This is a genomic window from Luteimonas sp. S4-F44 (genome assembly GCF_022637415.1).
In the GTDB taxonomy this organism is placed as follows: Bacteria; Pseudomonadota; Gammaproteobacteria; order Xanthomonadales; family Xanthomonadaceae; genus Luteimonas.
On the sequence record NZ_CP093340.1, the window covers coordinates 3,274,212 to 3,297,687 of the forward strand.

Sequence of the window (23,476 nt, forward strand, 5' to 3'; positions counted from 1 at the left end):
GCGATTGTACCGACACGGCGGCAAGCTACGGTCGACGGCGGGCTCCGCCCGCTCCGCCTTTCCTTGAGGTTCACCATGTCCGCTGCCCGTCCGCACCGCCCCGCCCGCGCCTTGCTCGCGTTCGCCCTCGCCCTGACTGCCGGCGCCGCCTGCGCCCAGGCCGACGTCTCGAAGGTCAACGGCGGGATCACTGCCGAGGCCGGCCAGGCCTACGGCAACCTGTCGACGGTCAACGGCGGGATCCGCATCGGCGAGGGCGCGCGCGCCAAGGACGTGGAGACCGTCAACGGCGGCATCCGCGGCGACGACGACATCCAGGCCGGCACCGTGGAGACGGTCAATGGCGGCATCACCCTGGGCGCGCGGGCACGCACCGGCAGCCTGACCACAGTCAACGGCGGCGTCCGGCTGGGACAGGAGGCGCAGATCGCCGGCAATATCGAGAGCGTCAGCGGCGGCGTATTCGTCGATCGCGGCGGACGGGTCGACGGCAACGTGGTCACGGTCAACGGCGCGATCGGACTGGTCGGCACCGAGGTGACCGGCGACGTGAGGACGGTCAATGGCGATGTCACCATCGGCGCCGCCTCGAAGGTGCGCGGCGGCCTGACGGTCGACAAGCCGTCCTCGAACTGGTTTCCAGTGACGATCAACCGCCGCAGTCCGCGGGTGATCATCGGCCCCAATGCGGTGATCGAAGGCCCGCTGACGTTCAAGCGCGAGGTCACGCTGTACGTGCACAACAGCGCGCGCACCGGCCCTGTCAGCGGCGCCACCGCGATCGCCTACGACGGCGCGCAGGCTCCCAGGGACTGAACGCGCCGGCGCGCATCGGCAGCTGAACGACCGTATAGTGCGGCGTCCCAGCTTGCAGGAGTGATCACCGGATGCGCAGACCCCACTTGATGCTGGCCCTGCCGGCCGCGCTCATACTCGCGGCATGCGGCGCCCAGGACAAAGCGGCCGATACCGCAGCGACGTCCCCCGCGCCCGATGCCGCGCACACGTTCTCGCCCGAGATCACCAGCGCGGACTTCGGCGAATTGGTCAAGACGCTGGCCTCCGACGAGTTCGAGGGCCGGGCGCCGGGCACCGTCGGCGAAGACCGCACGGTCGAGTACATCAGCGCGCAGTTCCAGCGCATCGGCCTGCAGCCGGGCGGCGACAACGACAGCTGGTACCAGACCGTGCCGATGGTCGAGACCACGGCCGACGAGTCGACCGTCCTCAAGCTCACCACCGCCAAAGGCGCACGCGACCTGGCCTTCGGCCGCGACATGGTGCTGGGCACCCGCACCGGCAAGCCGCAGATCGAAGTCGCCGACAGCGAACTCGTGTTCGTCGGCTACGGCGTCGACGCGCCCGAGCAGAACTGGAACGACTACGCCGGGCTCGACGTCAAGGGCAAGACCGTCGTCATCCTGGTCAACGACCCGGGCTTTCACGCCCAGGATGCGTCGCTGTTCGAGGGCGAGCGCATGACCTATTACGGTCGCTGGACCTACAAGTTCGAGGAAGCCGCACGCAAGGGCGCGGCCGCCGCACTGATCGTGCACGACACCGCCGGTGCGTCGTATGGCTGGGACGTGGTCAAGAACTCGTGGTCGGGCGCGCAGTTCGATCTGCGCCCGCAGGACGATCCCGAACCGCGCCTGCCCGCGCAGGGCTGGATCACCGGCGACGTCGCCCGCGCCCTGTTCGCCGATGCCGGCCTCGACCTCGACGCGCAGATCCAGGCCGCCAACCAGCGTGGTTTCAAGCCGGTGCCCCTCAATGCCAAGGTCTCGTTCGACCTCAAGAGTACGGTGGCCGAGAAGAGCTCGCGCAACGTCGTGGGCATCCTGCCTGGCACCGAAGCGCCGGACGAGGCGATCCTCTACCTCGCCCACTGGGACCACTTGGGCAAGCATGAGGGCGGGCAGTCCGATAACGGCGAGGACACGATCTACAACGGTGCGATCGACAACGCCACCGGCGTAGCCGGCATCATCGAGATCGCCGAGAAGTTCGCCACCGCCGAGCCCAAGCCGAAGCGCTCGCTGGTGTTTCTGGCGGTCACGCTCGAGGAATCGGGCCTGCTGGGCAGCAAGTACTACGTCGCCCAGCCGAGCATCGACCTGGCGCAGACGGTCGGCGTGATCAACCTCGACGCGATGAGCGTCGCCGGCCCCTCGCGCGATTTCGTGGTCACCGGCAAGGGCAGCTCGGAACTGGAGGACATCCTGCAGACCTACGCCGGCCAGCAGAACCGCACGCTGGTCGAGGAAGGCAACCCGGCCGGCGGTTACTACTTCCGTTCCGACCACTTCAACTTCGCCAAGGCCGGCGTGCCCGCGCTCTACGCCAAGGGCGGCAACGACCTGGTCGAGGGCGGCACCGCCGCCGGCAAGGCGGCCAGCGACGACTACGCCACGCGCTATCACCAGCCCGGCGACGAGTACAACCCCGACTGGAACCTGGACGGGGTCGTGCAGGATCTCGAGGCGCTGTACGGCGTCGGCCGCACGCTCGCCGACGGCGACCGCTGGCCGAACTGGTACGACGGCAATCCGTTCAAGGCCGCACGCGACGCGGCGCGCAGCCAGGCCGGTACGCCGTAACTGTGGAGGCCGGCCGGACAGGCCGGCAATTGCGGCACCTTGCGAAGGGCGGCGGCGACGCCGCCCTTCGTGTTGGCGAGGACCGCCCGATGCCCGCACCCACCGGCCCGCAGGCCGACCTGCCCTCATCCCGAATCCGGCTCGCGGACACGCCCGATCCCGTCGGCCCTGTCGCAGCCCTGCCCGATCTCGCGCTGTTCGACTTCGACGGCACGATCACCACCCGCGAGACCTTTCCCGACCTGCTCGTCGCCGCGACGCCGCGTTGGCGGCGGATCGTCGGGCGCGTGCTGTTGGCGCCGATCGTGATCGCCTACCGCCTGGGCCTGCTGTCGGGCATCCGCACACGCGCGGCACTCGTGCGCTACGCCTTCTCCGGATTGCCAGCCGCGCATGTCGCCGCGGCCGGCGCGATGCTGGCGGCCACGCGATTGCCCGCGCTGGTGCGCCCGCGGATGCAGGCACGGATCGACTGGCACCGCGCGCGCGGCGACACCGTGGTCGTGGTCTCGGGCAATCTCGACCTCATGCTCGCGCCCTGGTGCGCAGCCCAGGGCGTGGCCCTGCTGTGCTCGACACTCGAGCAGGTCGACGGCCGGCTCACCGGCCGCTATGCGGGCGCGCAGTGCGCTGGCGACGAAAAAGCCAAGCGAGTGCATGCCGCGTATCCGCGTGAGGCATTCGCGCAGGTCTACGCCTACGGCGACACCGACGAGGACCTCGCGCTGCTGCGCATCGCCGATCATGTAATCTGGCGCGGAGCGCCCTGGGCGACGACGACGTAGACCGACCGGAGTGCAGGATCCACGGCGGGCCTCTCTGCGCAGCAAGGCAGATCTGGCGCTTCACGATCAACGGCGGCGGCATCGCGTCCTGGAGCGATGGCCTCGCGACCCGGCATTTCGGTTGCGCGGCCCGCGAGTGCGCATCGCTGGTGCTCATGCCGAGCGACGACACGGCGCCGGACTGAGGACGCGACGCCACGCCTCGCGCGCAGCGCTCCCCGGGTGCCTGTGTGCCCGGGGAGCATCCGGCGACGTGCTCAGAACCGCCATGCCCAGTTGAGCTGCGCGCCGAAGGCAGACGTGCCGCCACCGCGCTGTCCCTGCGCGGCGATGGACAGGCGCGCATTGGGCGCGGTGCTCACCGCCACGCCGACATCGACCAGTCCGCTGTTGCGGGCCAGTGGCGCGCCATCAATGGCGAACGCATCGCCGCCGACGACGAACGCATGCCGTCCGGTCGGCGCCAGATCGCCGTCCGCGTGCTGCCAGGCGATGCCGCCGAACAGCGTCGCGTTGTCAGCCGCGCCCACTGACAGCGGGCGACGCAGGCGCACGCCCAACGTGGCGGACGCGTGCTCGTCCTTGCGCTCGGCGATGCGCAACGCGGTCGCATCCCCTGTCTCGATCGCCGCATCAGTGTCCAGGCGCCGGTAGGCCAGCGTCAGCGACGGCGTCAGCGCGAGCCGCCCCAGCGACACGGCCCAGCCGGCCTGCAGGAACGCGGCGGTCGCGCTGGCGTCGTAGCGCGATTCCACCGACTGCCCCATGCGCGGTCCGATCGCGCCCTCGCGCCGCATCTTCACGCGGTAGTCGGCGTAGGTGACCCCGCCCGACAGTGACGCCGGCCCGATGTCGGTGGCCGCATACACGCCGACGTGGTTGCCGTCGACATCGGCATGCGACGCCAGCGCCGGCATCCGCATCCGCTGTGCGTCGTGGCCGCCGGCGACGCCGACCAGCCAGCGTTCGGCGCTCCAGTCCACGCCGGCCTGCAGTCCTTGCCGGGTCGTGCGCACCTCCGACGCGTTGCCGTCACCATCGGTGCGTTGCGACAGTCCGCGGCCGCCGGTCCACACGGTGGCGCCGGCCTCGCGCGTCCCCGCCAGCCTGCCTTCGAGCCGCTGACCGATGCCCGACTGCAGGAAGCGATCCTCGAGCAATTGCCCGCGCAGGCCGGCATAGGCTTCGCCCGACAGGTGGCCGAACGCCTGGCGCGCGCCGTCGGCATCGAACAACAGCAGCGTGTTGTACAACGCCAGCGCCTGACCCTGCTGCGGCAGGCCGTTGAGCGCGATCGCGGTGGCGTACTGGTTGGCCGTCTGTGCCACGCGTTGGAACACCTGCGGTGGCGGATTCGGTCCGACCGGACCGGGACCGGGACCGGGACCGGGCTCAGGTTCGGGCTCGGGCTCGGGTTCCGGCTCGGGGCCCGCGTCGTCGAGCAATGCGATCGACAACCCGACCTGCCCCGCCGTGGCGTAGTCCAGCGTCGTGGTCAGGAACGCCGATTGCGAGGCCGACGTGCCGAACCGGCCGTCCACGCCGCCGGCCGCGTCCAGGATCGTGTAGCGCTGCCCGTTCTGGTAGCTCGTCGCCGGATCCAGCGCGGTCACCTCGACCGTGCCGCCTTCCAGCGTCGCCTTGCCCGCGACCGTCAGCCGGTCGCTGCCGCCGTCGCCGGCGATGTCCACCGCATAGATCGCGCCATTCGCGAACAGCAGGTCCCCGCCAGCGGCCAGCGTGCCGAATGCGCCACGCCCGCCGGGCGCCAGCGTGCCGCCGGCGAGCACCCGCACACCGCCGACCGGCGCGGTCCCGGTGTGGGTCTGGCCGGCCTCGACGACCAGATCGGCCGGCCCCTCGCTCCGGATGCCGATGCGCAGTCCGACCTCGCGCGGCAGATGCTCGAGCGCGACGTCGAGAAATGCCGATTCGGTCAGAGCACGGGCGAAGCTGCCTTCGATCGCCGCGTCCGTGCTGAGGATCGTGTAACGCTGCCCGTCCTGGTAACTGGTCGCCGGATCCAGCGCGGTCACCCGCACGTCGACGCCCGCGCCGATCACGGCACCACCGGGCAGGCCCGGCAGCGGCGAACCCAGCGGGTCGTCGGCCGTGACCACGATCCGGTCGCTGCGCCCGTCGCCGGCGATGTCCACCGCGTACACCGCCCCGTCGTCGAAAAGCAGCCGGCCGATCACGTCCAGCGTGCCGAACGGACTGCCGGCGTCGCCAGGCGAGATGCCGGCGCCGGTGCGGACCCGCGTCGTGCCGACGGTCCCGTCACCGGCCAGCCAGCCCGCCTGCACCTCGACGCGGCTGGAGTAGCTCGACCCGAACCCGAGCGCGGCATGGTTGCGGCCGGTGTGCCCGCCAACGACCAGCGTGCCGTCCTCGATCAGGTACGAGGAGACCTCCGGCCCGTACACCGCGTCGTCGTTGGCGTCGCTGGTGTTGACGTCGCCGCGCAGGACCAGGGTGCTGCCGCCCGCGACGCGGACGCCGACCCGCCCGGTCGATCCCGCGGCGATCGGCGCGAAGGCGGACAGGTCGCCGGTCAAGATCGTGGTGCCGGCGAAGCTGTTGATCGCGCCGACCCCGACGATGGCGTTGCCGAAGGTGTAGGCAGCGTCGGTATGGTTGAAGTTGATCTGTGCGTTGCCGCCGGCGTTGGCCTGGAAGCGGACCGCGGTCTGCAGATCGAGCCGGCCGGCAGCCATGGCGGCGCCCGGGATCGGCACGTCGTTGGTGCCGACACGCTCGATGCCGCCGCCGATGTTGAGGAACGACGCCAGAGGGCGGGCCGGCGCGGTGTGGCCGACCAGCACGATGCCGTCGGGGGCGGAGACCGTGGCGCCGTCGGCGATGGTCACCGAGCCCTCGCGGACCAGGATGCCGGCGGCGCTCTCGAACCGGGACCCCTCGCCTGCGATATGCAGGCCGACCCGGTGCGGGGTGTCGAAGCTGCCAGCGATCTCGATCGAGCCGGTCTCGACCACGCCGCCCTCCTCGACCTCGACGGCGCCGCCCAGATCCAGGTGGCCGGCGTTGGTCCAGCGCGAGCCGGACCCGGCGACCCGGACCGTCGGCAGGCGGTCGGCCGGGGCGTTGCCCCACAGGTTGGCGGTGTCGCTTTCGAGCAAGCCGCCATCGAGCACCTGCATGCGCCCGCCGCCATGTCCCATGACCACGCCCATCGCGAACTCACCGGTCTGCAGCCGCGAGCCGGCACCGGTCACCGTGGCCTCGCCGTTCAGCCCGACCTGGAACAGGCCACGTCGACGGTCGGGGGTGATCGTGGAGGCCTGGGCGCCGTCCTCGATGCGCAGCACGCCGTGGGTCCCCTGCCCGCTGGTCCCGGCGAGGCCGACGCTGATGGCGTTGAAGGCCTCGATGCCGGCATCGGGCCCGGAGACAATCAGACGTGCCGTGCCGCTGCCGAACACGCCGCCGACATCGATCCGGCCGCGCCAGTACAGCTGCGGCGTGCCCGGGGCGACCGTCGCACGCAGCCAGCCGTCGCCGACCACGCGGACGTCGACGTCTCCGTCGCCGCCGATCCGCACGTCGCGGTCCAGCCACTCGACCGGTGCATCGACGACGGTGTCCTCCACGTAGTCCACGCGGGTCTGCGCCGCCAGCGGCCCGGCCAGCAGCGCCGCGGACAGCAGCCCGACGCCGGTCCCCGCGATGCGCACCGGGCGCCCCGCGCGTCGTGCGCCTCCCCGGTGCATGCGGGCGCACTCGGGCGCGACCTGCACCACGCCGAGTTCGTGGTTGAATACGAGACGGTAGATCCTGTTCATGACGGCTCCTGACTTCGCTTGCTTCGCACCGATGGAGGTCGCGTCCATGCGATCGGACGGACCAGACCAGCGGAGCCTAGCCAACGCGGACAATCGCCCGTGGTACCTTTTGGTAACGGATCGGTAACGCCGCTCCATCGGAGGTCCGAATGCCCGGACACTGCGGTCGACCGGGGGCGGGGCGGCGCACAAGCGATTGATCCGTCAGGGATTTTCAGCTCAGGGAGAGCACCGCACATGCACGACGCCGCCCATCCCGACGGTGACCGTTACGACTTCCTCTATCGCTTCGGTCACGCCGAGTTCGACGAGGCGAGCTTTCGCCTGCACGTCCACGGACGACCGGTGGAGGTCGAGCGCAGGGCCCTGGAGGTCCTGGCCTACCTGCTCCGCCATGCCGGCGAGGTCGTCACCAAGGACGAGCTGCTGGCCGAGGTCTGGGCGGGCCGGGTGACGGTCGACAAGGTCCTGCCCAACGCGATCAACAAGCTGCGCAAGGCGCTCGACCCCGACACCGCGGCCTTACTGCTCACCCAGCCCCGCGTCGGCTACCAGCTCACCGGGGTGCGCGAGCGCACGGTCGTGCGCAGCCGCACCGCGACCTCGACGCTGGGCCTGCAGGCCGGCGACCCGGTGCCGATGCGGCCCAACTTCCGCTTCGAACGCTGCCTGGGCGGCACCCAGGGCAACGAGGTGTGGCTCGCCGTCCACGTCAAGACCCGCGAGCGCCGGGTCTTCAAGTACGCGCAGGACGGGCGCCGGCTGCATGGCCTCAAGCGCGAGGCAGCGCTGGCCCGGGTCCTGCAACTGGAGCTCGAACCCGGCCAGACCGGTGGCCTCGCCCGCCTCCACGACTGGAACTTCGCCGGTCCGCCGTTCTTCCTGGAGTCCGCCTGGGGCGGCCGCACGCTGCGCGAATGGTCGATCGACCACATCGCCGAGACCCCGCGATCCGATCGGCTGACCATGTTCCTGCAGATCGCGCGGACGGTCGACGCCGCCCACCGCGTCGGCGTGCTGCACCGGGACCTCAAGCCGGCCAACCTCCTGGTCGACCGCGATCCGGTCGCAGGCTGGCGATTGCGTGTCGTGGATTTCGGCAGCGGTGGGTTGCTCGATCCGGCGCGCCTGGATGCGCTGGGTATCACCCGGCACGACCTGCAGGCCGCGGGCGCGCTCGATCCGGCAGGCACCTCCGGCAGCGCGTGGTATCTCCCGCCCGAAGTGGTCGCCGGCCGCCCGCAGACGATCCAGAGCGATGTCTACGCGCTCGGCCTGATCCTGTACCAGATGTTGGCCGGCGACGTCGGGCGTCCGCTGGCGCCGGGCTGGGAACGCGACATCGACGATCCGTTGCTGCGCGAGGACATCACCGCGGCCACGCACTCCGATCCGGCACACCGGCTGACGACGGTCTCCGAGCTCGTCGAGCGCCTGCAGACACTCGACTCCCGCCACCGGCAACGCAATCAGGACCGGCGGGCTGCCGAGCAACTGGCCGGGGCGGAGCGGGAGCTGGCACGTCGCAGCGCGCGGCGGCCCTATCTCGTCGCGCTCGTCTCATTGCTGGGCGGTGGCCTGTTGACCACTGGCTGGCTGCTGCACGACGCGCGGCAGGCCCGCGAGGAAGCCCGGACGGAGCTGCAGACCGTCAAGGCGCTCAACGACTTCATCAACCAGGACCTCATCGGCCAGGCCAACCCCGCGATCAACGGGCGACGCGCAGAGGCGACGGTCCGCGACGTGCTGGTCGCCGCGCGCGACCGCATCGGCGACCGGTTCGACGCGCACCCCCGGGTCGCGGCACGCATCCACAGCACCCTGTCGGGCCTGTTCGGCAGCATCGAGATGCTCGACCTGGCCGAGCAGGAAGCCCGCCAGGCGCTGGCGATCCAGGAGCGCACCGAAGGTGCCCGGGAGGCCGGCACCCTGCGCGCCCGGGCCACGCTCGTGCGGCAGCTGAGCCGGCTCGGCCGGCATGCGGAGGTCGATGCGGAACTGGCCCGCCTGGCGACCGACGACCGCAGCCGGGCCTCGCCGCAGCAGGCGCTCTACTTCGCGCTGGCGCAGGGCATGGCCCTGGTGAACCGGGGCGACATCCCCGGCGGCATCCCCTACCTGGAACAGGCGGTGGCGCTGTATCCGGAGGCCGAACCGGACGATGCCGCCAGCATCGATGCGTTGCGCATCGATCTGGCCCAGGTCTACACCCGCAACGGCCAGGAAGATGCCGCCGATGCGCTGATGCTCCACCTCATTGACGAATTGCAGCGGCGCGACCCGGCCCGTCCGCTGCAGCTTGCGATGGCCCGTCAGGTCCTGGGCGACGTACGCACGCGACAAGGGCGTTATGCCGACGCCGAACGCCTACTCGAGCAGGCCGCGCCCGTGCTGCTGGGCACGATGGGCGAGCACAGCGTCAACGCGATGATGCTGGCGACCAGTCGCTCGCTGCTAGCGCGCAAGCGCATGAATTGGCCGCGCGCGATTGCGCAGAGCGAGCGCTATCTCGCCGCGGCGCGTACGCGGCTGGGGGAGGCGCACGTGATGACGCTGGGCGCCCATGGCCATCTCGGCCAGACGCTGTACCTGGCGGGCGACCTGACTCGCGCGCGCGACGAACTGCGCCTATCGCACACGGGGCTGACCGCCCAGTTGCCGCTGTCGACGCCGCTAGTCCGGACCAACGCCCTGTGGTACCTGATGACCCTGGCCGCGCTGGGCGACTGGGACGCGACCGCCTCGCTGCTGGGCGATCTCGACGCCCACCGCCCCGATGGGGACGAGGACGACGCCGACCGGTATCTCGTCTCGGGTGCGCGCGGGATGCTGGCCGCTGCGCGCGGCCGGACAGCCGATGCGGCTGCGCTGCTGACGCCGGCGGTCGCCGGACTGGGTGACGAGGACCCCGAGGTCCGGGCCGCGGTGCGGGACCGGTTTGAGCGGACGCTGTCCGCGCTGCCGCAGCGGTGAGCGGGGCGACCGCGCGACGCCGCGCCGATCAGCCGACCAACCGCACCCGCGCGAAGTTGCGCTTGCCGACCTGCAGCACGCCCTCGAAGCCGGGCGAAAACACCAGGCCGGCATCTTCGACGACGGCGCCGTCGACCTTGACCGCTCGCTCCTTGAGCTTGCGATTGGCCTCCGAATTGCTCGGGGTGATGCCGGCGGCGGTCAGCAGTGCGGCGATGCGCAGACCCTCGGTGGGCACTGCGACATCCTGCAGCGGCAGTGCCGTCACATCGCCCTCGCCGGTCACCGCGGCATGCCAGCCGGCGATCGCGGTCTGCGCTGCGTCGGCGTCGTGGAAGCGCGTGGCGAGCTCGCGAGCCAGTCGCAGCTTCACGTCACGCGGATTCAGCGCGCCGGCCTCGACGTCGGCCTTGAGCGCCGCGGCTTCGTCGATGCCGATCTCCAGGCTCAGCAACTCGATCCAGTTCCACATCAGCGCGTCGCCGATCTTCATCGTCTTGTTGACGATGTCGATCGCCGGATCGGTCACGCCGATGTAGTTGCCCAGCGACTTGGACATCTTGGCAACGCCGTCCAGGCCAACCAGCAGCGGCATCGTCAACACGACCTGCGGCGCCTGGCCGTGGTGTTCCTGCAGCGCGCGTCCCATCAGCAGGTTGAACTTCTGGTCGGTGCCGCCGCATTCGACGTCGGCGCGCAGCGCCACCGAGTCGTAGCCCTGCACCAGCGGATAGAGAAACTCGTGGATCGCGATCGGTTGCTGACCAGCGTAACGCTTGGCGAAGTCGTCGCGTTCGAGCATGCGCGCAACCGTATGCGTGGACGCCAGCCGGATCATGTCCGCCGCGCCCATCGCGCCGAACCACTCGGAGTTGAAGCGCACTTCGGTGCGCTCGGCATCGAGTACCTTGAATACCTGCGCCTTGTAGGTCTCGGCATTCGCCAGCACGTCATCGCGCGAGAGCGCTTTGCGCGTGGCGCTCTTGCCCGACGGATCGCCGATCATCCCGGTGAAGTCGCCGATCAGGAAGATCACCGTGTGGCCCAGATCCTGGAACTGGCGCATTTTGTTGAGCAGCACCGTATGGCCCAGATGCAGGTCGGGCGCGGTCGGGTCGAAGCCGGCCTTGATGCGCAGCGGACGGTCGAGCGCAAGCCGGGCCTGCAGGTCGTCGCGCTTGAGGATTTCGTCGCTGCCGCGTGCGATCAGGTCGAGGGCTTGGGTCTGGGACATCGGGGAAGGCGTCTCTCGGGAAAAGCCCTCGGCGTATTCACGATGTGAATGCGCGCGCTACGGGCGTTAACGTGTCGTTATCTGGTGAACGGCAGAAAAATTCCTGCGCTGTCAGTCATTTGACGCATGGAGCTCACATCTCTATGTTACCGCGCTGACACGTCTTTCACGCACCGGGATCCGCCACGATGACGACACCCGTCCCGCCGCAGGCCGACGCCCATCACCAGCGCGTGCTCCACGACAACTTGCAGGCGGCAGCGCGCAATACCGCGCAGGAAGGCAGTGTGCGCGGGATCCGGCTGTATCCGGGACGTTGGACGCGACGCGACTGGGCGCATGCCAGTCTGTTCGCGACATTGGGCGCGCTGGTCGTCGCCTTGGTCCCCGGGTTTTCGCATGCGATGCGCGATGGCGACGACGATGGCCATCAGTTGGTCACGATGTCGCTGGCGCTGCCGCCACTGACTGCGCAGCAGCGCAGCGCGCTGCAGATGCACGACAACTGGCAGTTGATCACCGTCGCCCAGGGCCAGACGCTGGGCTCGATCTTCTCCGAGCTCGACCTGCCGGCGACGACGATGCACCGCATCCTTGAGCTGCCCGATGCCAAGGCCAAGCTCACGCGCATGCGCCCCGGCACCGAGCTGGGCTTCGACATCGCCGCCGACGGCACGCTTCAAAAGCTGCGCTACGACCGTAGCGAGACCGAGCGCGTCGAGCTGACGCTCGCCGGCGATGCGGTCCAGGAACAGGTCATCGAGCGCCCGGTCGAGATCCGCAACGTCGTCATCAGCGGCCAGGTCGGCCGCTCGCTGTTCCACTCGGCGCGCCGGCTGGGCCTGTCGGGCGCGAACATCAACACGCTGACCGACGAAGTCTTCAAGTACGACATCGACTTCAACACCGACGTCACCCAGAACGACCGCTTCAGCGTCGTCGTCGAGCAGGTCTGGCGCGAGGGCGAACTGATCCGCAGCGGCCCGGTGCAGGCGGCGGTGTTCACCGCCAAGGGCAAGCCGTTCTCCGCGTTCCGCTTCGAGCACGACGGCAAGGCCGAGTACTACAACGCCGAAGGCCGCCCGCTGAAGAAGAGCTTCATCCGCATGCCGATCCAGTACGCGCGGCTGAGCTCGCGCTTCGGCAGCCGGCGCCACCCGGTGCTGGGCACGATGCGCATGCACAAGGGCGTGGACTACGCCGCCGCTACCGGCACCCCGATCATGGCCGCAGGCGATGCCCGCGTGCAGTTCAAGGGCACCCAGCGCGGCTACGGCAACGTCGTGATCCTCGACCATGGCCGCGGCCACACCACGCTCTACGCGCACATGTCGCGCTTCGGCAACGTCCGCCAGGGCCAGCGCGTCTCGCAGGGCACGGTGATCGGTTATGTCGGCGCCACGGGCCTTGCGACCGGTCCGCATCTGCACTACGAGTTCCGCGTCAACGGCCAGCACCGCAACCCGCTGCAGCACACGATGCCCGAGCCCGACCCGCTGAGCGGCACGGCGCTGGCGCAGTTCCGCCAGCAGACCGGCCCGGCGCTCGCCCGCATCCGCGAGGTCGAAGACATCATCTACGCCGACGTGCCGGCGCGTCCCGACCCCGAGCGCGCCGACCGCCAGGTCGCCAGCGCCGACGCCGGTCGCAGCACCCGCGGTTGATCCCACGCCCGGCTCCGGCCGGGCGTTTCGCATGTCCCAAGCCCCTGCGCGCGCGCCCATGCCCGACCTGTTCCTCGGCCTGATTTCGGGCACCAGTGCCGACGGCATCGATGCGGCGATCGTCGGCTTTGAGACCGACGCTGCAGGCGGGCTGCAGGCCGATCTGCGCCTGGGCCGCACCTACCCCTGGCCCGACGACCTGCGCACGCAACTGGTGGCGCTGGGACAGCAGGCCGCGCCGCTGACCCTCGACGACTTGGGCGAGCTCGACAGCCGGATCGCCAAGGGCTTCGCGCAGGCGGCCAACCGGGCGCTCGCCGAGGCCGGGCTGACGGCTGCGGACATCATGGCGATCGGCTCGCACGGCCAGACGCTACGCCATCGCCCGCAGGGGCGCCGTGGCGATGGGCAGCACGGCTTCACGCTGCAGCTCGGCGACCCCTCGCACATCGCCGAGCGCACCGGCATCCGCACCGTGGCCGATTTCCGCCGCCGCGACGTCGCTGCCGGCGGCCACGGCGCCCCGCTGCTGCCGGCGCTGCACGCCGCGCTGCTGCACGCGCCCGGCGAGGACCGGGCGGTGCTCAACCTGGGCGGCATCGCCAACCTCACCCTGCTGCCGGCCGACGGCGCCGCGGTGCGCGGCTTCGATACCGGTCCGGCCAACGGGCTGATGGACGCCTGGTGCTTGCGGCACACCGGCCAGCCGTTCGACCGCGACGGTGCGCTGGCGGCCGGCGGTCGAGTCGACCCGACGTTGCTGGCGCGGCTACGTGCGGCGCCCTGGTTCGCGCTGCCGCCGCCCAAGTCTTCGGGCCGCGACCAGTTCCATCTGGACTGGGTCGAGACCGCACTGACCGGCGCCGAAGCCCCGGCCGACGTACAGGCGACGTTGCTGGCGCTGAGCGCGACGACGATCGCCGATGCGCTACGCGCCACTCAGCCGGATACCGTGCGCCTGATCGCCTGCGGCGGTGGCGTCCACAACCCGGCACTGATGGCGGCGGTGGCCGATGCCCTGCCCGGCATCGCCGTGGTGTCGAGCGCGGCGCACGGGCTCGACCCCGACCACGTCGAGGCCATGGGCTTTGCCTGGCTGGCCCGGCAGACCGTACTCGGGCTACCGGGGAATCTGCCGTCGGTGACCGGCGCCGCCGGTCCCCGGGTCCTCGGCGGCATCTACCCGGCCTGAGCGGCCGGGCACGCGCCTCAGACGGAGGCGTTGGGCGAGGCGCCCAGCACCGCGAACGCGGCCTGCCGTTCGGCCTCGGTCAGATCGATGCGCTGCAGCCCCGCATCGAGCAGCAAGGCCGGCCCGCCGGACACAGGACGCAGCGCCAGCGCCTGGCTCTCCCCCATGGGGGTGTCGACCAGCAATGGCGCCTCGTGCTTGCCGAAGCGGACGTTCTGCTTGCCGGCAGCGCGGCCCGGCAACTTGCCGTAGGCGTAGGTCACGACCGTGCCGCCGAATGAAGACTGTGTCGCCTTGACCTCGACCGGTTCGGGCGTCCAGCGCTGCGGCTGCTGCGCGGCGCGGTTGAGGCGGCCGTTGCGCACCCAGGTGACGATCGCCACGACGCCGAGGCCGGCGAAGATCCCGAACAGCACCAGGAAGAACGCCACGCGGTTCCAGAAGCGCTCCAGGCCGATGCTCAGCGCCGCCTTCGACGGATCATCGGCCGCCACCACCAGGCTCGTCGCGTAGTCACCGCGCGAGAACGACAGGAACATCAGCGAAATGTGCTTCTCATAGTCGACGCCATCGACGCGGTAGGCGACATCGGCCTCGCAATCGGTAAACACCGCTTTGCGCGTCGTGCAGCGGCCATCGCGCAGGTCGTAGTCCTCGAGCTCGAGCGGATTGGCGCGGATCTGCATGTCCTGCAGCAGCCCGGGCGCCTGCCACCAGGCGATCGCACCGGCGACCAGGAACATCAACAAGGCAAGCAGTGGACCGCCGCCCATACCGACGGCCTTGCGGGTGAAGCGCAGATCGCGCTGCGGCAGCAGCGCCTGGAGATTCGACATGAGTGTGTCCTGGGGGAGCAGGGAAAGGGGGCAATCCGCGCGGCCGCTTGACTGGCGCCGGCCGGCCCCTGCGGGCACAGGCAGGCGACGGGCATGCCCGCGCGGGCGGCGCTATGTTGCCGCATTCATGAAAACGTTTCCAGCGTTCGCAGACAGGCGGATTCCGAATCGCTTCGTCAGCCCACGCGCTGCCAGTCCATGCCGCCGCCGGTCAGTCCACCCGCCCCCGGCAGCCAGGGCAGCAGCCAGTGGTCGACCAGCAGGAACGCGAACAGCGCCATCAGGTACACCACCGAGTAATTGAACATCCGCATCGCGAAGAACTCGTCCGGCGGATCGAGCAGCCGCCAGGCGTACCAGAGGAACACCAGGCCGAGCACGACCGCACCGCCCAGGTAGAACAGCCCGCTCATGCCGATCGCCACCGGCAGCAGCGTGATCACCACCAGCAGCACGGTATAGATCAGGATCTGCCAGCGCGTGTAGGCCACGCCGTGGGTCACCGGCAGCATCGGCACCAGCGCACGGGCGTAATCCTCGCGGCGGAAGATCGCAAGCGCCCAGAAATGCGGCGGCGTCCACACGAACACGATCAGCACCAGCAGCAGCGCATGCGCCCAGTCCCACTGCCCGGTCATGCCGGTCACCGCCGCCCAGCCCAGCAGCGGCGGCGCGGCGCCGGCAATGCCGCCGATGACGATGTTCTGCGGCGTCGCGCGCTTGAGAAACCCGGTGTAGACGACCGCGTAGCCGATCAGCGAGGCGAAGGTCAGCACCGCGGTCAGCGTGTTGACCAGCAGAATCAGGATCGCCATCGACAACGCGCCGAGCACCAGCGCGAACACGAGCACCTGCCCCGGCCGCAGCGCCCCGGTCGCCAGCGGGCGATGCGCGGTGCGCGCCATGACCTTGTCGATGCGCTGGTCGATCAGGTGGTTGATCGCCGCCGCCGACGCTGCCGCCAGCCAGATGCCGAGCAGGCCGAACACGCTCTCGCGCGCCGGCGGCAGCCCCGGGACGGCGAGGAACATGCCCACCAGCGCGGTGAACACGATCAGCGCGACCACCCGCGGCTTGGTCAGCGTCCAGTACTCGCGTGCCTTGCTGCCGGCCATGTCAGTCGGGCCGCCGTAGCCGCGCCAGCAACGAGACCAGCACGAACAGCAGCAGCGCGGCGCCGCCGTTGTGCAGCACCGCCACCCACAGCGGCAGCGCGAGCTTGACGTTGAGGATGCCCAGCGCGACCTGCGCCAGTGTCAGCGCGCCCAGCGCCGCCGCCCAGCCGCGCAGCCCGGGCGTGCGCGACAGGCGCACGACGAAGGCGAGCAGCGTGACGAACACGACCACCGCCATCGCACGATGCGCCAACTGGATCGCGATGCGCGCCGCGCCGTCGAGCACGCCGCCCTCGTAGTCGACGCCGACGCCGCGCCACAGCACGAAGCCTTCGGCAAAATCGCCCTGCGGCCACCACTGGCCGACGCACTTGGGGAAATCGCCATAGTGATGGACCGCAGTTGTCCAACCACCCGCGCCACAGGCGAGCGCGGCATAGTTGGCGCTGACCCAGCCGCCGAGCGCGATCTGCACCCCGACCACCGCGATCGCCACGAGTGTCCAGCGCCGCAACGTGTGCGCCTGCGCCAGCACGATCGGCTGCATCGTGGCCCGCCAGGCCATCCACAGCAGCAGCGAGAACGTCAGCATGCCGCCGAGCAGGTGGCCCATGACGATCACCGGCTTGAGCAGCAAGGTCACCGTCCACTTGCCCAGCAGCGCCTGGAAGATCACCACCGCCAGCGTCAGCACCGCCGCGCGCGCCAGGTCGATGTTCGACCAGCGCAACGCCGCGAACAGCAGCAGCGCCTCGCCGAGCCCGGCGACCGCGAGCGCGGCCATGGTCTCGCCGCGCATGTACAGCGGGATCGCCAGCGCGACCAACAACGCTGCGCCGATCACCTGCGCCAGGCCGTGACGCCGACGGCGCACCGCCAGCAGCGCCAGGCCGAGCACGAACACGCCCAGCGTTGCCGCCAGGTGGCGGTGGACCTGCTCGCGCCAGGCCTTGTGGGTCTCGAACGGCCGGATCGCGCTCGCGGCGTGGTCGCTGACGTCGGTCGCGGCCTGCGGCCAGGTCGCGCGCCCGTAGCAGGTCGGCCAGTCCGGGCAGCTGAGGCCCGCGTCGGACAGCCGCACGAACGCGCCGAACACGATCACGCACAGCGTCAGCGCCGCCGCGAACCAGGCGATGCGGTGGAAGTGGCGGTGGACGGCCGGGCGGTAGGGCGTGGCGTTCGAGGGCGGGCTGTGGGTCATCAGCGGAGTCTGAGCAGCTTGGCCATATCCGCACGCAGATGCCCCGGATCGAAGCCGGGAGCGTAGCGCAGGATCACGAACCCGTTGGGGTCCACGATGTAGGCCGGGACGCCATTGTCCGCTTCGCCGGGGCCGCCGTCGACGCGGGGTAATGTCGCACGCAGGCCGGGGTCGGCCTGCAGCTCGCGCCACGCCGGGTTGCGCACCGCGCCTTCGGGCACCGGGCCCAGCCACAGGATGTCGACGTGGTCTGCATTGCGGCCGAACAGCTGCCACACCAGATCGAGCTCGCGCGACAGTTCGACGCACGCCTCGGCGCAGTCCGCAGGCGGCGCGACCAGGATCCGCCAGCGGCGTTCCACCGGCTGCCAGGCGTAGGCGCTGCCATCGACCAACCGCGGTGTCCTTGCGCGCAGGTCGGCCGGTGGATCGAGCAACTCGCCGTGGTTCTGCATGCCGGCCGGCCGCCAGCCCGAGAAGCGCAGCGCACCGGCAACGACCGCGCTGCCCAGGAACAGCACCACGATCAGCACCAGCAGCAGGCGGTTGCGGTCGCGCTGCGCGCGCGGGACGGGCGATGTCATCGGCGGGACTTCCGGAAGGTGAGCACCAGGGCGGTGACCAGCACGGTCAACGCCAGGCCGAACCACTGGACGGCGTAGCCCAGGTGCTTTTCGGGCGGCAAGGTGTTGGGCAGGATCTCCAGATCGCGACCATAGCCGACCGGCAGCGCAGGATCGAGCCGCAACACGCGCGGTGGCAGCGTCGGCAGACCGGCGACCGAGGCGATCGCCTGGGCGTCGAACCGGGTCATCAGCCAGGCCGGCCCCGGCCCGATCGCAGGTCCCAGCGCCAGACCGGCCGACGGCGGCGGCGCAAGCAGGCCGTGCAGGTCCAACGTCGGCCCGACCACCCCGTCACCGGCCAGCACCTCGGACGACGGCATCCGCGCGGTGCGCTCGGCGATCGGCACCCAACCCAGGTCCACCAGCAGCGGCGCCGCACCAGTCTCGGGGGCGAACAGACGATAGACGCGCAAGCCCGGACGGCCCGCGTGGATCTGGTTGTCAAGCACGAACGCCGGGGTGTCGAGGAAGCGCCCGCGCCCGGCCGCCCAATCGTAATCGCGCTGACGATGCGGGTCCGCGGCCTGCGCCAGCGGCACGGCTTGGCGGAGTGTCAGTGTCTGCTCGACGGCATCGAGCATCGCCCGCTTGTCGTGCATCCGGCCCAGCTGCCACTGACCGAGCCCGACGAAGGCCAGCGCCAATAGCACTGCCGCCGTCCATCCGACGATGCGTGCGCTGCGCCGACTCACGCAGCGCCGCCCGCGGACTGCAATAATCCGCTCATCCCCTTGGTGCCACGGAGTCCGTGATGGTCATGAACGAGTCGCTCAAGCTGCTGCTGATCATCGGCTTCGTCCTGCTGATTCTGTGGAACCTAGGCGCCGGCCTGTACTACATGCTCAACGACAAGGGCCGCAGCAACCGGACCGTGAACGCCCTGACCCGCCGTATCGGGCTGTCGGTGGCGCTGATCGCGCTGGTGCTGCTGGCGATCTGGATGGGGTGGATCAAGCCGCACGGCGTCTACGGCTGATGCCCGGATGCGTCGTTGGTGATGACGGCGGGGTGATCCGCTCACAGCAGGCATGCAGATGGCCCGCTGTTCCCGATAACGCCCCAGCCCTCGCCGTCGTCCGCTGTCCTTAGACGACGTAGACGAACAGGAACAGGATCAGCCACACCACATCGACGAAGTGCCAGTACCAGGCCACCGCCTCGAAGGCGAAGTGGTTCTCGCTGGTGAAGTGGCCGCGGAAGCAGCGCAGCCAGATCACGATCAGCATGATCGTGCCGAGCGTGACGTGGGCGCCGTGGAAGCCGGTGAGCATGAAGAACGTCGAGCCGTAGATGCCCGACCCCAGGGTCAGGTTGAGGTCGCGGTAGGCGTGGACGTACTCCTCGATCTGGAAGAACAGGAACACGCAGCCCAGCGCGATCGTCGCGCCCAGAAACACCAGCAACCGGGTGCGATGCGCAGCGCGCAGCGCATGGTGGGCGATGGTGATCGTGACGCCCGAGGCCAGCAGGATCAGCGTGTTGATCAGCGGCAGGCCCCAGGCCGGGATGGTCTGGAACACCCCGCCCACGCCGCCGGGGCCAGCGGTCGGCCACGCGGCGCTGTAGCCGTCCCACAGCACCGCGTTGGTCATCGCGCCCGAGCCCTCGCCGCCCAGCCACGGCAGTGCCAGCGTGCGGGCGTAGAACAGCGCGCCGAAGAACGCGGCGAAGAACATGATCTCCGAGAAGATGAACCACACCATCCCCATCCGGAACGACACGTCGACCTGCTTGTTGTAGTAGCCCGACACCGACTCGAGCACGACGTCGGCGAACCACTTGAACAGGATCAGCGCCAGGCCGGCGATGCCGACGAAGAACGTCGTGCGGCCCCAGCTGGCCTCGTTGAACCAGCTGGCCAGGCCCAGCATCGTCACGAACAGCGCGACCGACGCGAACAGCGGCCACTTGCTGTCGTGCGGCACGAAGTAGACGTTGGGATCCTGGTGTTCGGTCTTCACGTGGGCCATGGCGGTATCCGGGTGGCGGCGCGGTGTCGGAAGTGGAGCGGGAACGCTTACGGCGATGCGGCCAGACGCGCGTCGCGCGGCGGGGCAGCATCGGCGACCAGCCGCGAAGTCAGCACATCGTTCTTGAAGAACGTGTACGACAGCGTGACCGTGTTGACGTCCCGCGGCAACGAGGGATCGATGATGAAGCGGACCGGCATGTCGCGGGTTTCGCCGGCCTGGAGCGTCTGTGCGGTGAAGCAGAAGCACTCGGTCTTCTGGAAGAAGCCCGAGGCCCGCGCCGGCGCGACCGACGGCGTGGCGCTGCCGACGATCGGGCGCGTGCTGTCGTTGTGGGCGTAGTACGTGGTCTCGTACTGCTCGCCCACGCGCACGCGCATGCGGGTCTGGTTGGGCCGGAACGACCAGGGCAGGTGCGAGTTGACGCTGGCATCGAACTCCACCGTCACCCAGCGGTCTTCCACACCCGCGGCCGACTGTGCCGGCGCGGCGACCGCGCTGTTCTCCAGGCGGATGCCGAACACCTTCTCGCAGGCGATGCGGTAGAGCGGCACCAGCGAGAAGGTGAACGCGAACGCGGCGACCGAGACCGCCACCAGCTTGCCGATCCCCAGCGAACGCCGCGCGCTCATGCCAGCAACACGCCGCGCAGGATGAAGCCGGCATAGATGCACAGCGCGATCACCGCGATCGTCAGCGCCGTGCGTCGCGCGCGGCGGCGGCGGGCGGCCAAGTCGTCGTGGGCATCGGGCGTGGGCATCGCGGCGCGCAGCTCCCTGGCCTCAGTGGCTGATGTCGTCGTGCGCCAGGTCGCCGGGCTTGAGCACCGGCGGCGTGGCAAAGGTGTGGTGCGGCGCCGGCGACGGCACGGTCCACTCCAGGCCCTTGGCGCCTTCCCACGACCGCGCGGCCGCGGGCGCACCGCGCAGCTTGGAGTGCAGCAGGATCGCGAACATCAGGAACGGCGTGGCGAACATGCCGAACGCGCCGATCGAGCTGACCAGGTTCCAGTCCGCAAACACGACGTTGTAGTCGGGGATGCGGCGCGGCATGCCGGCCAGGCCGAGGAAGTGCTGCGGGAAGAACAGCAGGTTGACGAACACGATGGTCCACCAGAAGTGCACCTTCGCCCAGAACTGGCTGTACATCCGCCCGGTCCACTTCGGCCACCAGTAGTAGGTCGCCGCGATGATCGAGAACAGCGCGCCGGTGACCAGCACGTAGTGGAAGTGTGCGACGACGAAGTAGGTGTCGTGGTACTGGAAGTCGGCCGGCACGATCGCCAGCATCAGACCCGAGAACCCGCCGATGGTGAACAGGATGACGAACGCGACCGCCCACAGCATCGGCGCCTCGAACGTCAGCGAACCCCGCCACATCGTCGAGACCCAGTTGAACACCTTCACGCCGGTCGGGATCGAGATCAGCATCGTGGCGAACATGAAGTAGATCTCGCCGCCCAGCGGCATGCCCACGGTGAACATGTGGTGGGCCCAGACGATGAAGCTCAGGAACGCGATCGCGGCCGTGGCGTACACCATCGCCTGGTAGCCGAACAGCGGCTTGCGGCTGAAGGTCGGAATGATCTCGCTGACGATGCCGAACGCCGGCAGGATCATGATGTAGACCTCGGGATGCCCGAAGAACCAGAAGATGTGCTGGTACATCACCGGGTCGCCGCCGCCGGCGGCATTGAAGAACGAGGTCATGAAGAACTTGTCGGTCAGCAGCATCGTGACCGCACCGGCGAGCACCGGCATCACCGCGATCAGCAGGAACGCGGTGATCAGCCAGGCCCAGCAGAAGATCGGCATCTTCAGCAGGTCCACGCCCGGCGCGCGCATGTTGAGGATCGTGGCGATGACGTTGATTGCGCCCATGATCGAGCTGATGCCCATCATGTGGATCGCGAAGATCGTCAGCGACACGCTGTTGCCGCCCTGCAACGACAGCGGCGGGTAAAGCGTCCAGCCACCGGCCGGGCCACCGCCGGGCATGAACAGCGTCATCAGCAGCAGCGTGAACGCGAACGGCAGGATCCAGAACGACCAGTTGTTCATGCGCGGCAGCGCCATATCCGGCGCACCGATCTGCAGTGGGATCATCCAGTTCGCCAGGCCGACGAACGCGGGCATGACGCCGCCGAAGATCATCACCAGCGCGTGCATGGTGGTCATCTGGTTGAAGAACACCGGGCTGACGTGCTGCAGGCCCGGCGAGGCGAGCTCGGTGCGGATGATCACGCTCATGCCCGCGCCGATGATGAACATCACGAAGGAAAACAGCAGGTACAGCGTGCCGATGTCCTTGTGGTTGGTGGAGAAGAACCAGCGCTGGACGAAACCCTGTCGGTGGGCGTGATCGTCGTGGTGCGCGTCGGCAGTGGCGGTGTGCGTCGTCGACATGGCATTGAACCTCGAGCGATCAGCCGGCCGCGGGTGCGGCGGGGGCGGAAGGGGTCTGTGCGGCGGCCGCGTCGACGGCCTCCGCATCGGCCTGGGCCGGCGCGGGCTCAGGATCGGCGGCGGGCGGCGCGTTGCGCGCCTTCTCGGCGGCCAGCCAGCTGTCGAACTCGGCGCGCGGCACCGCGCGCACGACAATCGGCATGAAGGCGTGGTCCTTGCCGCACAGTTCGGCGCACTGGCCGCGGTAGATGCCCGGCTCGAGGATCTCGGTCCAGGCCTCGTTGACGATGCCGGGGATGGCGTCCTGTTTCCAGCCCAGCGCCGGCACCCACCAGGAGTGGATCACGTCGTCGGCGGTGACCACGAAGCGGACCTTGGTATCGGTCGGCAGCACCAGCGCATTGTCGACGTCGAGCAGGTAATGGCCGTGGGCGTCGAGCTCGGCGCGCGTGGTGCCGCGGTTCTGCCGCAGCCGGTCACTCTCGCGGTCCAGGCGGCTGGTCAGGGTCACGTCCTCGCCCATGTACTCGTACTTCCACATCCACTGCACGCCGGTGACCTTGACCGTCATCTCGGCATCGCGGGTGTCGTACATGGCGATGAGCTTGCGCGTGGCCGGCACCGCCATGATGACCAGCAGCACGATCGGCACCACCGTCCAGATGATCTCGGCGGTGGTGTTGTGGGTGAACTGGGCCGCGACCGCGCCGCGCGACTTGCGGAAACGGAACATCGCGATCGCCATCGCGCCAAACACCAGCACGCCGATGCCCACGCAGATCCACAGCGCGAGCATGTGGGCGTCGTAGGCGTGCTGGGACGAGGCGGTGACCCCGCGCCCCATGTTCAGCTGCCACGGCTTGGGATCGGCGGACTGCGCCCATGCATTCGCGGACAGCGCCATCGTGGCGATCCCGCACATCCACAGCTTGAAACGACCGGCTTGCTTCACATCGAACCCCAATGCCTGAGCTGGCGTTGTCTGGCGGGAACGCGTCCGTCCTCGCCCGGCCCAGGGGGCACCGGAACGACTGCGCAGGAGCGGCGGCGTACTGCGATAACCAATGAATGT

19 protein-coding genes are annotated in these 23,476 nt (G+C 69.7%); 7 read left to right on the forward strand and 12 right to left on the reverse strand.

The window, feature by feature from the left end; genetic code table 11:
• Window positions 1-75 precede the first annotated feature (75 nt).
• From MNO14_RS14735 to MNO14_RS14745, 3 genes are all read left to right on the forward strand, one after another.
• Complete coding sequence (locus MNO14_RS14735) at window positions 76-816, forward strand: hypothetical protein (RefSeq protein WP_241944439.1); 741 nt, start codon at window positions 76-78, stop codon at window positions 814-816.
• 71 nt (window positions 817-887) lie between these two features.
• A complete protein-coding gene (locus MNO14_RS14740; RefSeq protein ID WP_241944440.1) occupies window positions 888-2,600 on the forward strand; it encodes a M28 family metallopeptidase in 1,713 nt (570 codons plus the stop codon).
• Between the two features lie 89 nt (window positions 2,601-2,689).
• Window positions 2,690-3,385, forward strand: a complete 696-nt coding sequence (locus tag MNO14_RS14745) for an HAD-IB family hydrolase (protein WP_241944441.1) — start codon at window positions 2,690-2,692, stop codon at window positions 3,383-3,385.
• A 257-nt stretch (window positions 3,386-3,642) separates the two neighbouring features.
• Here MNO14_RS14745 and MNO14_RS14750 read toward each other — a convergent pair whose 3' ends face one another.
• A complete protein-coding gene (locus tag MNO14_RS14750) occupies window positions 3,643-7,188 on the reverse strand; it encodes an autotransporter domain-containing protein (protein ID WP_241944442.1) in 3,546 nt (1,181 codons plus the stop codon).
• A gap of 237 nt (window positions 7,189-7,425) precedes the next feature.
• Here MNO14_RS14750 and MNO14_RS14755 point away from each other — a divergent pair, with 237 nt between their 5' ends.
• The gene (locus tag MNO14_RS14755; RefSeq protein ID WP_241944443.1) at window positions 7,426-10,161 is read left to right on the forward strand and encodes a winged helix-turn-helix domain-containing protein; all 2,736 of its coding nucleotides are present in this window, start codon (window positions 7,426-7,428) and stop codon (window positions 10,159-10,161) included.
• A 28-nt stretch (window positions 10,162-10,189) separates the two neighbouring features.
• Here the strand turns inward: MNO14_RS14755 and tyrS are convergent, their stop codons facing one another.
• Window positions 10,190-11,395 (reverse strand): tyrosine--tRNA ligase, encoded by a 1,206-nt coding sequence (gene tyrS / locus MNO14_RS14760; RefSeq protein ID WP_241944444.1) that lies wholly within the window; start codon window positions 11,393-11,395, stop codon window positions 10,190-10,192.
• 188 nt (window positions 11,396-11,583) lie between these two features.
• Here tyrS and MNO14_RS14765 point away from each other — a divergent pair, with 188 nt between their 5' ends.
• Both MNO14_RS14765 and MNO14_RS14770 read left to right on the forward strand, forming a co-directional pair.
• Window positions 11,584-13,059, forward strand: a complete 1,476-nt coding sequence (locus tag MNO14_RS14765; RefSeq protein ID WP_241944445.1) for a peptidoglycan DD-metalloendopeptidase family protein — start codon at window positions 11,584-11,586, stop codon at window positions 13,057-13,059.
• 31 nt (window positions 13,060-13,090) lie between these two features.
• A complete protein-coding gene (locus tag MNO14_RS14770; RefSeq protein WP_241944446.1) occupies window positions 13,091-14,251 on the forward strand; it encodes an anhydro-N-acetylmuramic acid kinase in 1,161 nt (386 codons plus the stop codon).
• Between the two features lie 17 nt (window positions 14,252-14,268).
• Here the strand turns inward: MNO14_RS14770 and MNO14_RS14775 are convergent, their stop codons facing one another.
• The 5 genes from MNO14_RS14775 to MNO14_RS14795 all read right to left on the reverse strand — a co-directional run bounded on the left by MNO14_RS14775 (window position 14,269) and on the right by MNO14_RS14795 (window position 18,721).
• A complete protein-coding gene (locus tag MNO14_RS14775; protein WP_241944447.1) occupies window positions 14,269-15,087 on the reverse strand; it encodes a hypothetical protein in 819 nt (272 codons plus the stop codon).
• A 176-nt stretch (window positions 15,088-15,263) separates the two neighbouring features.
• The gene (locus MNO14_RS14780) at window positions 15,264-16,202 is read right to left on the reverse strand and encodes a heme o synthase (protein ID WP_241944448.1); all 939 of its coding nucleotides are present in this window, start codon (window positions 16,200-16,202) and stop codon (window positions 15,264-15,266) included.
• A gap of 1 nt (window position 16,203) precedes the next feature.
• Window positions 16,204-17,403 carry a COX15/CtaA family protein gene (locus MNO14_RS14785; protein ID WP_241944449.1) on the reverse strand — a complete coding sequence of 400 codons (1,200 nt, stop codon included), beginning with the start codon at window positions 17,401-17,403 and terminating at the stop codon, window positions 16,204-16,206.
• A complete protein-coding gene (locus MNO14_RS14790; RefSeq protein ID WP_241944450.1) occupies window positions 17,403-17,987 on the reverse strand; it encodes a hypothetical protein in 585 nt (194 codons plus the stop codon). The genes MNO14_RS14785 and MNO14_RS14790 overlap by 1 nt, the downstream gene beginning before the upstream one ends.
• Complete coding sequence (locus MNO14_RS14795; RefSeq protein ID WP_241944451.1) at window positions 17,984-18,721, reverse strand: SURF1 family protein; 738 nt, start codon at window positions 18,719-18,721, stop codon at window positions 17,984-17,986. The genes MNO14_RS14790 and MNO14_RS14795 overlap by 4 nt, the downstream gene beginning before the upstream one ends.
• 65 nt (window positions 18,722-18,786) lie before the next feature.
• On the opposite strand from MNO14_RS14795, the gene MNO14_RS14800 reads away from it, so the two are divergent.
• Window positions 18,787-19,005 carry a twin transmembrane helix small protein gene (locus MNO14_RS14800; protein WP_183427272.1) on the forward strand — a complete coding sequence of 73 codons (219 nt, stop codon included), beginning with the start codon at window positions 18,787-18,789 and terminating at the stop codon, window positions 19,003-19,005.
• A 109-nt stretch (window positions 19,006-19,114) separates the two neighbouring features.
• On the opposite strand, the gene MNO14_RS14805 is transcribed toward MNO14_RS14800, so the two are convergent.
• Genes MNO14_RS14805 through coxB form a run of 5 tightly spaced genes read right to left on the reverse strand, consistent with a single transcriptional unit; the run spans window position 19,115 to window position 23,326 of the window.
• Entirely contained in the window at window positions 19,115-19,999 is an 885-nt protein-coding gene (locus MNO14_RS14805; RefSeq protein ID WP_241944452.1) for a cytochrome c oxidase subunit 3, read from the reverse strand.
• A gap of 47 nt (window positions 20,000-20,046) precedes the next feature.
• Window positions 20,047-20,631 carry a cytochrome c oxidase assembly protein gene (locus MNO14_RS14810; protein ID WP_241944453.1) on the reverse strand — a complete coding sequence of 195 codons (585 nt, stop codon included), beginning with the start codon at window positions 20,629-20,631 and terminating at the stop codon, window positions 20,047-20,049.
• Window positions 20,628-20,759: a hypothetical protein gene (locus tag MNO14_RS16650; protein ID WP_256451828.1), complete on the reverse strand. Its 132-nt coding sequence runs from the start codon at window positions 20,757-20,759 to the stop codon at window positions 20,628-20,630. The genes MNO14_RS14810 and MNO14_RS16650 overlap by 4 nt, the downstream gene beginning before the upstream one ends.
• 22 nt (window positions 20,760-20,781) lie before the next feature.
• Window positions 20,782-22,404 carry a cytochrome c oxidase subunit I gene (ctaD, locus tag MNO14_RS14815; protein WP_241944454.1) on the reverse strand — a complete coding sequence of 541 codons (1,623 nt, stop codon included), beginning with the start codon at window positions 22,402-22,404 and terminating at the stop codon, window positions 20,782-20,784.
• 19 nt (window positions 22,405-22,423) lie between these two features.
• Window positions 22,424-23,326 carry a cytochrome c oxidase subunit II gene (gene coxB, locus MNO14_RS14820; protein WP_241946358.1) on the reverse strand — a complete coding sequence of 301 codons (903 nt, stop codon included), beginning with the start codon at window positions 23,324-23,326 and terminating at the stop codon, window positions 22,424-22,426.
• Window positions 23,327-23,476 lie beyond the last annotated feature (150 nt).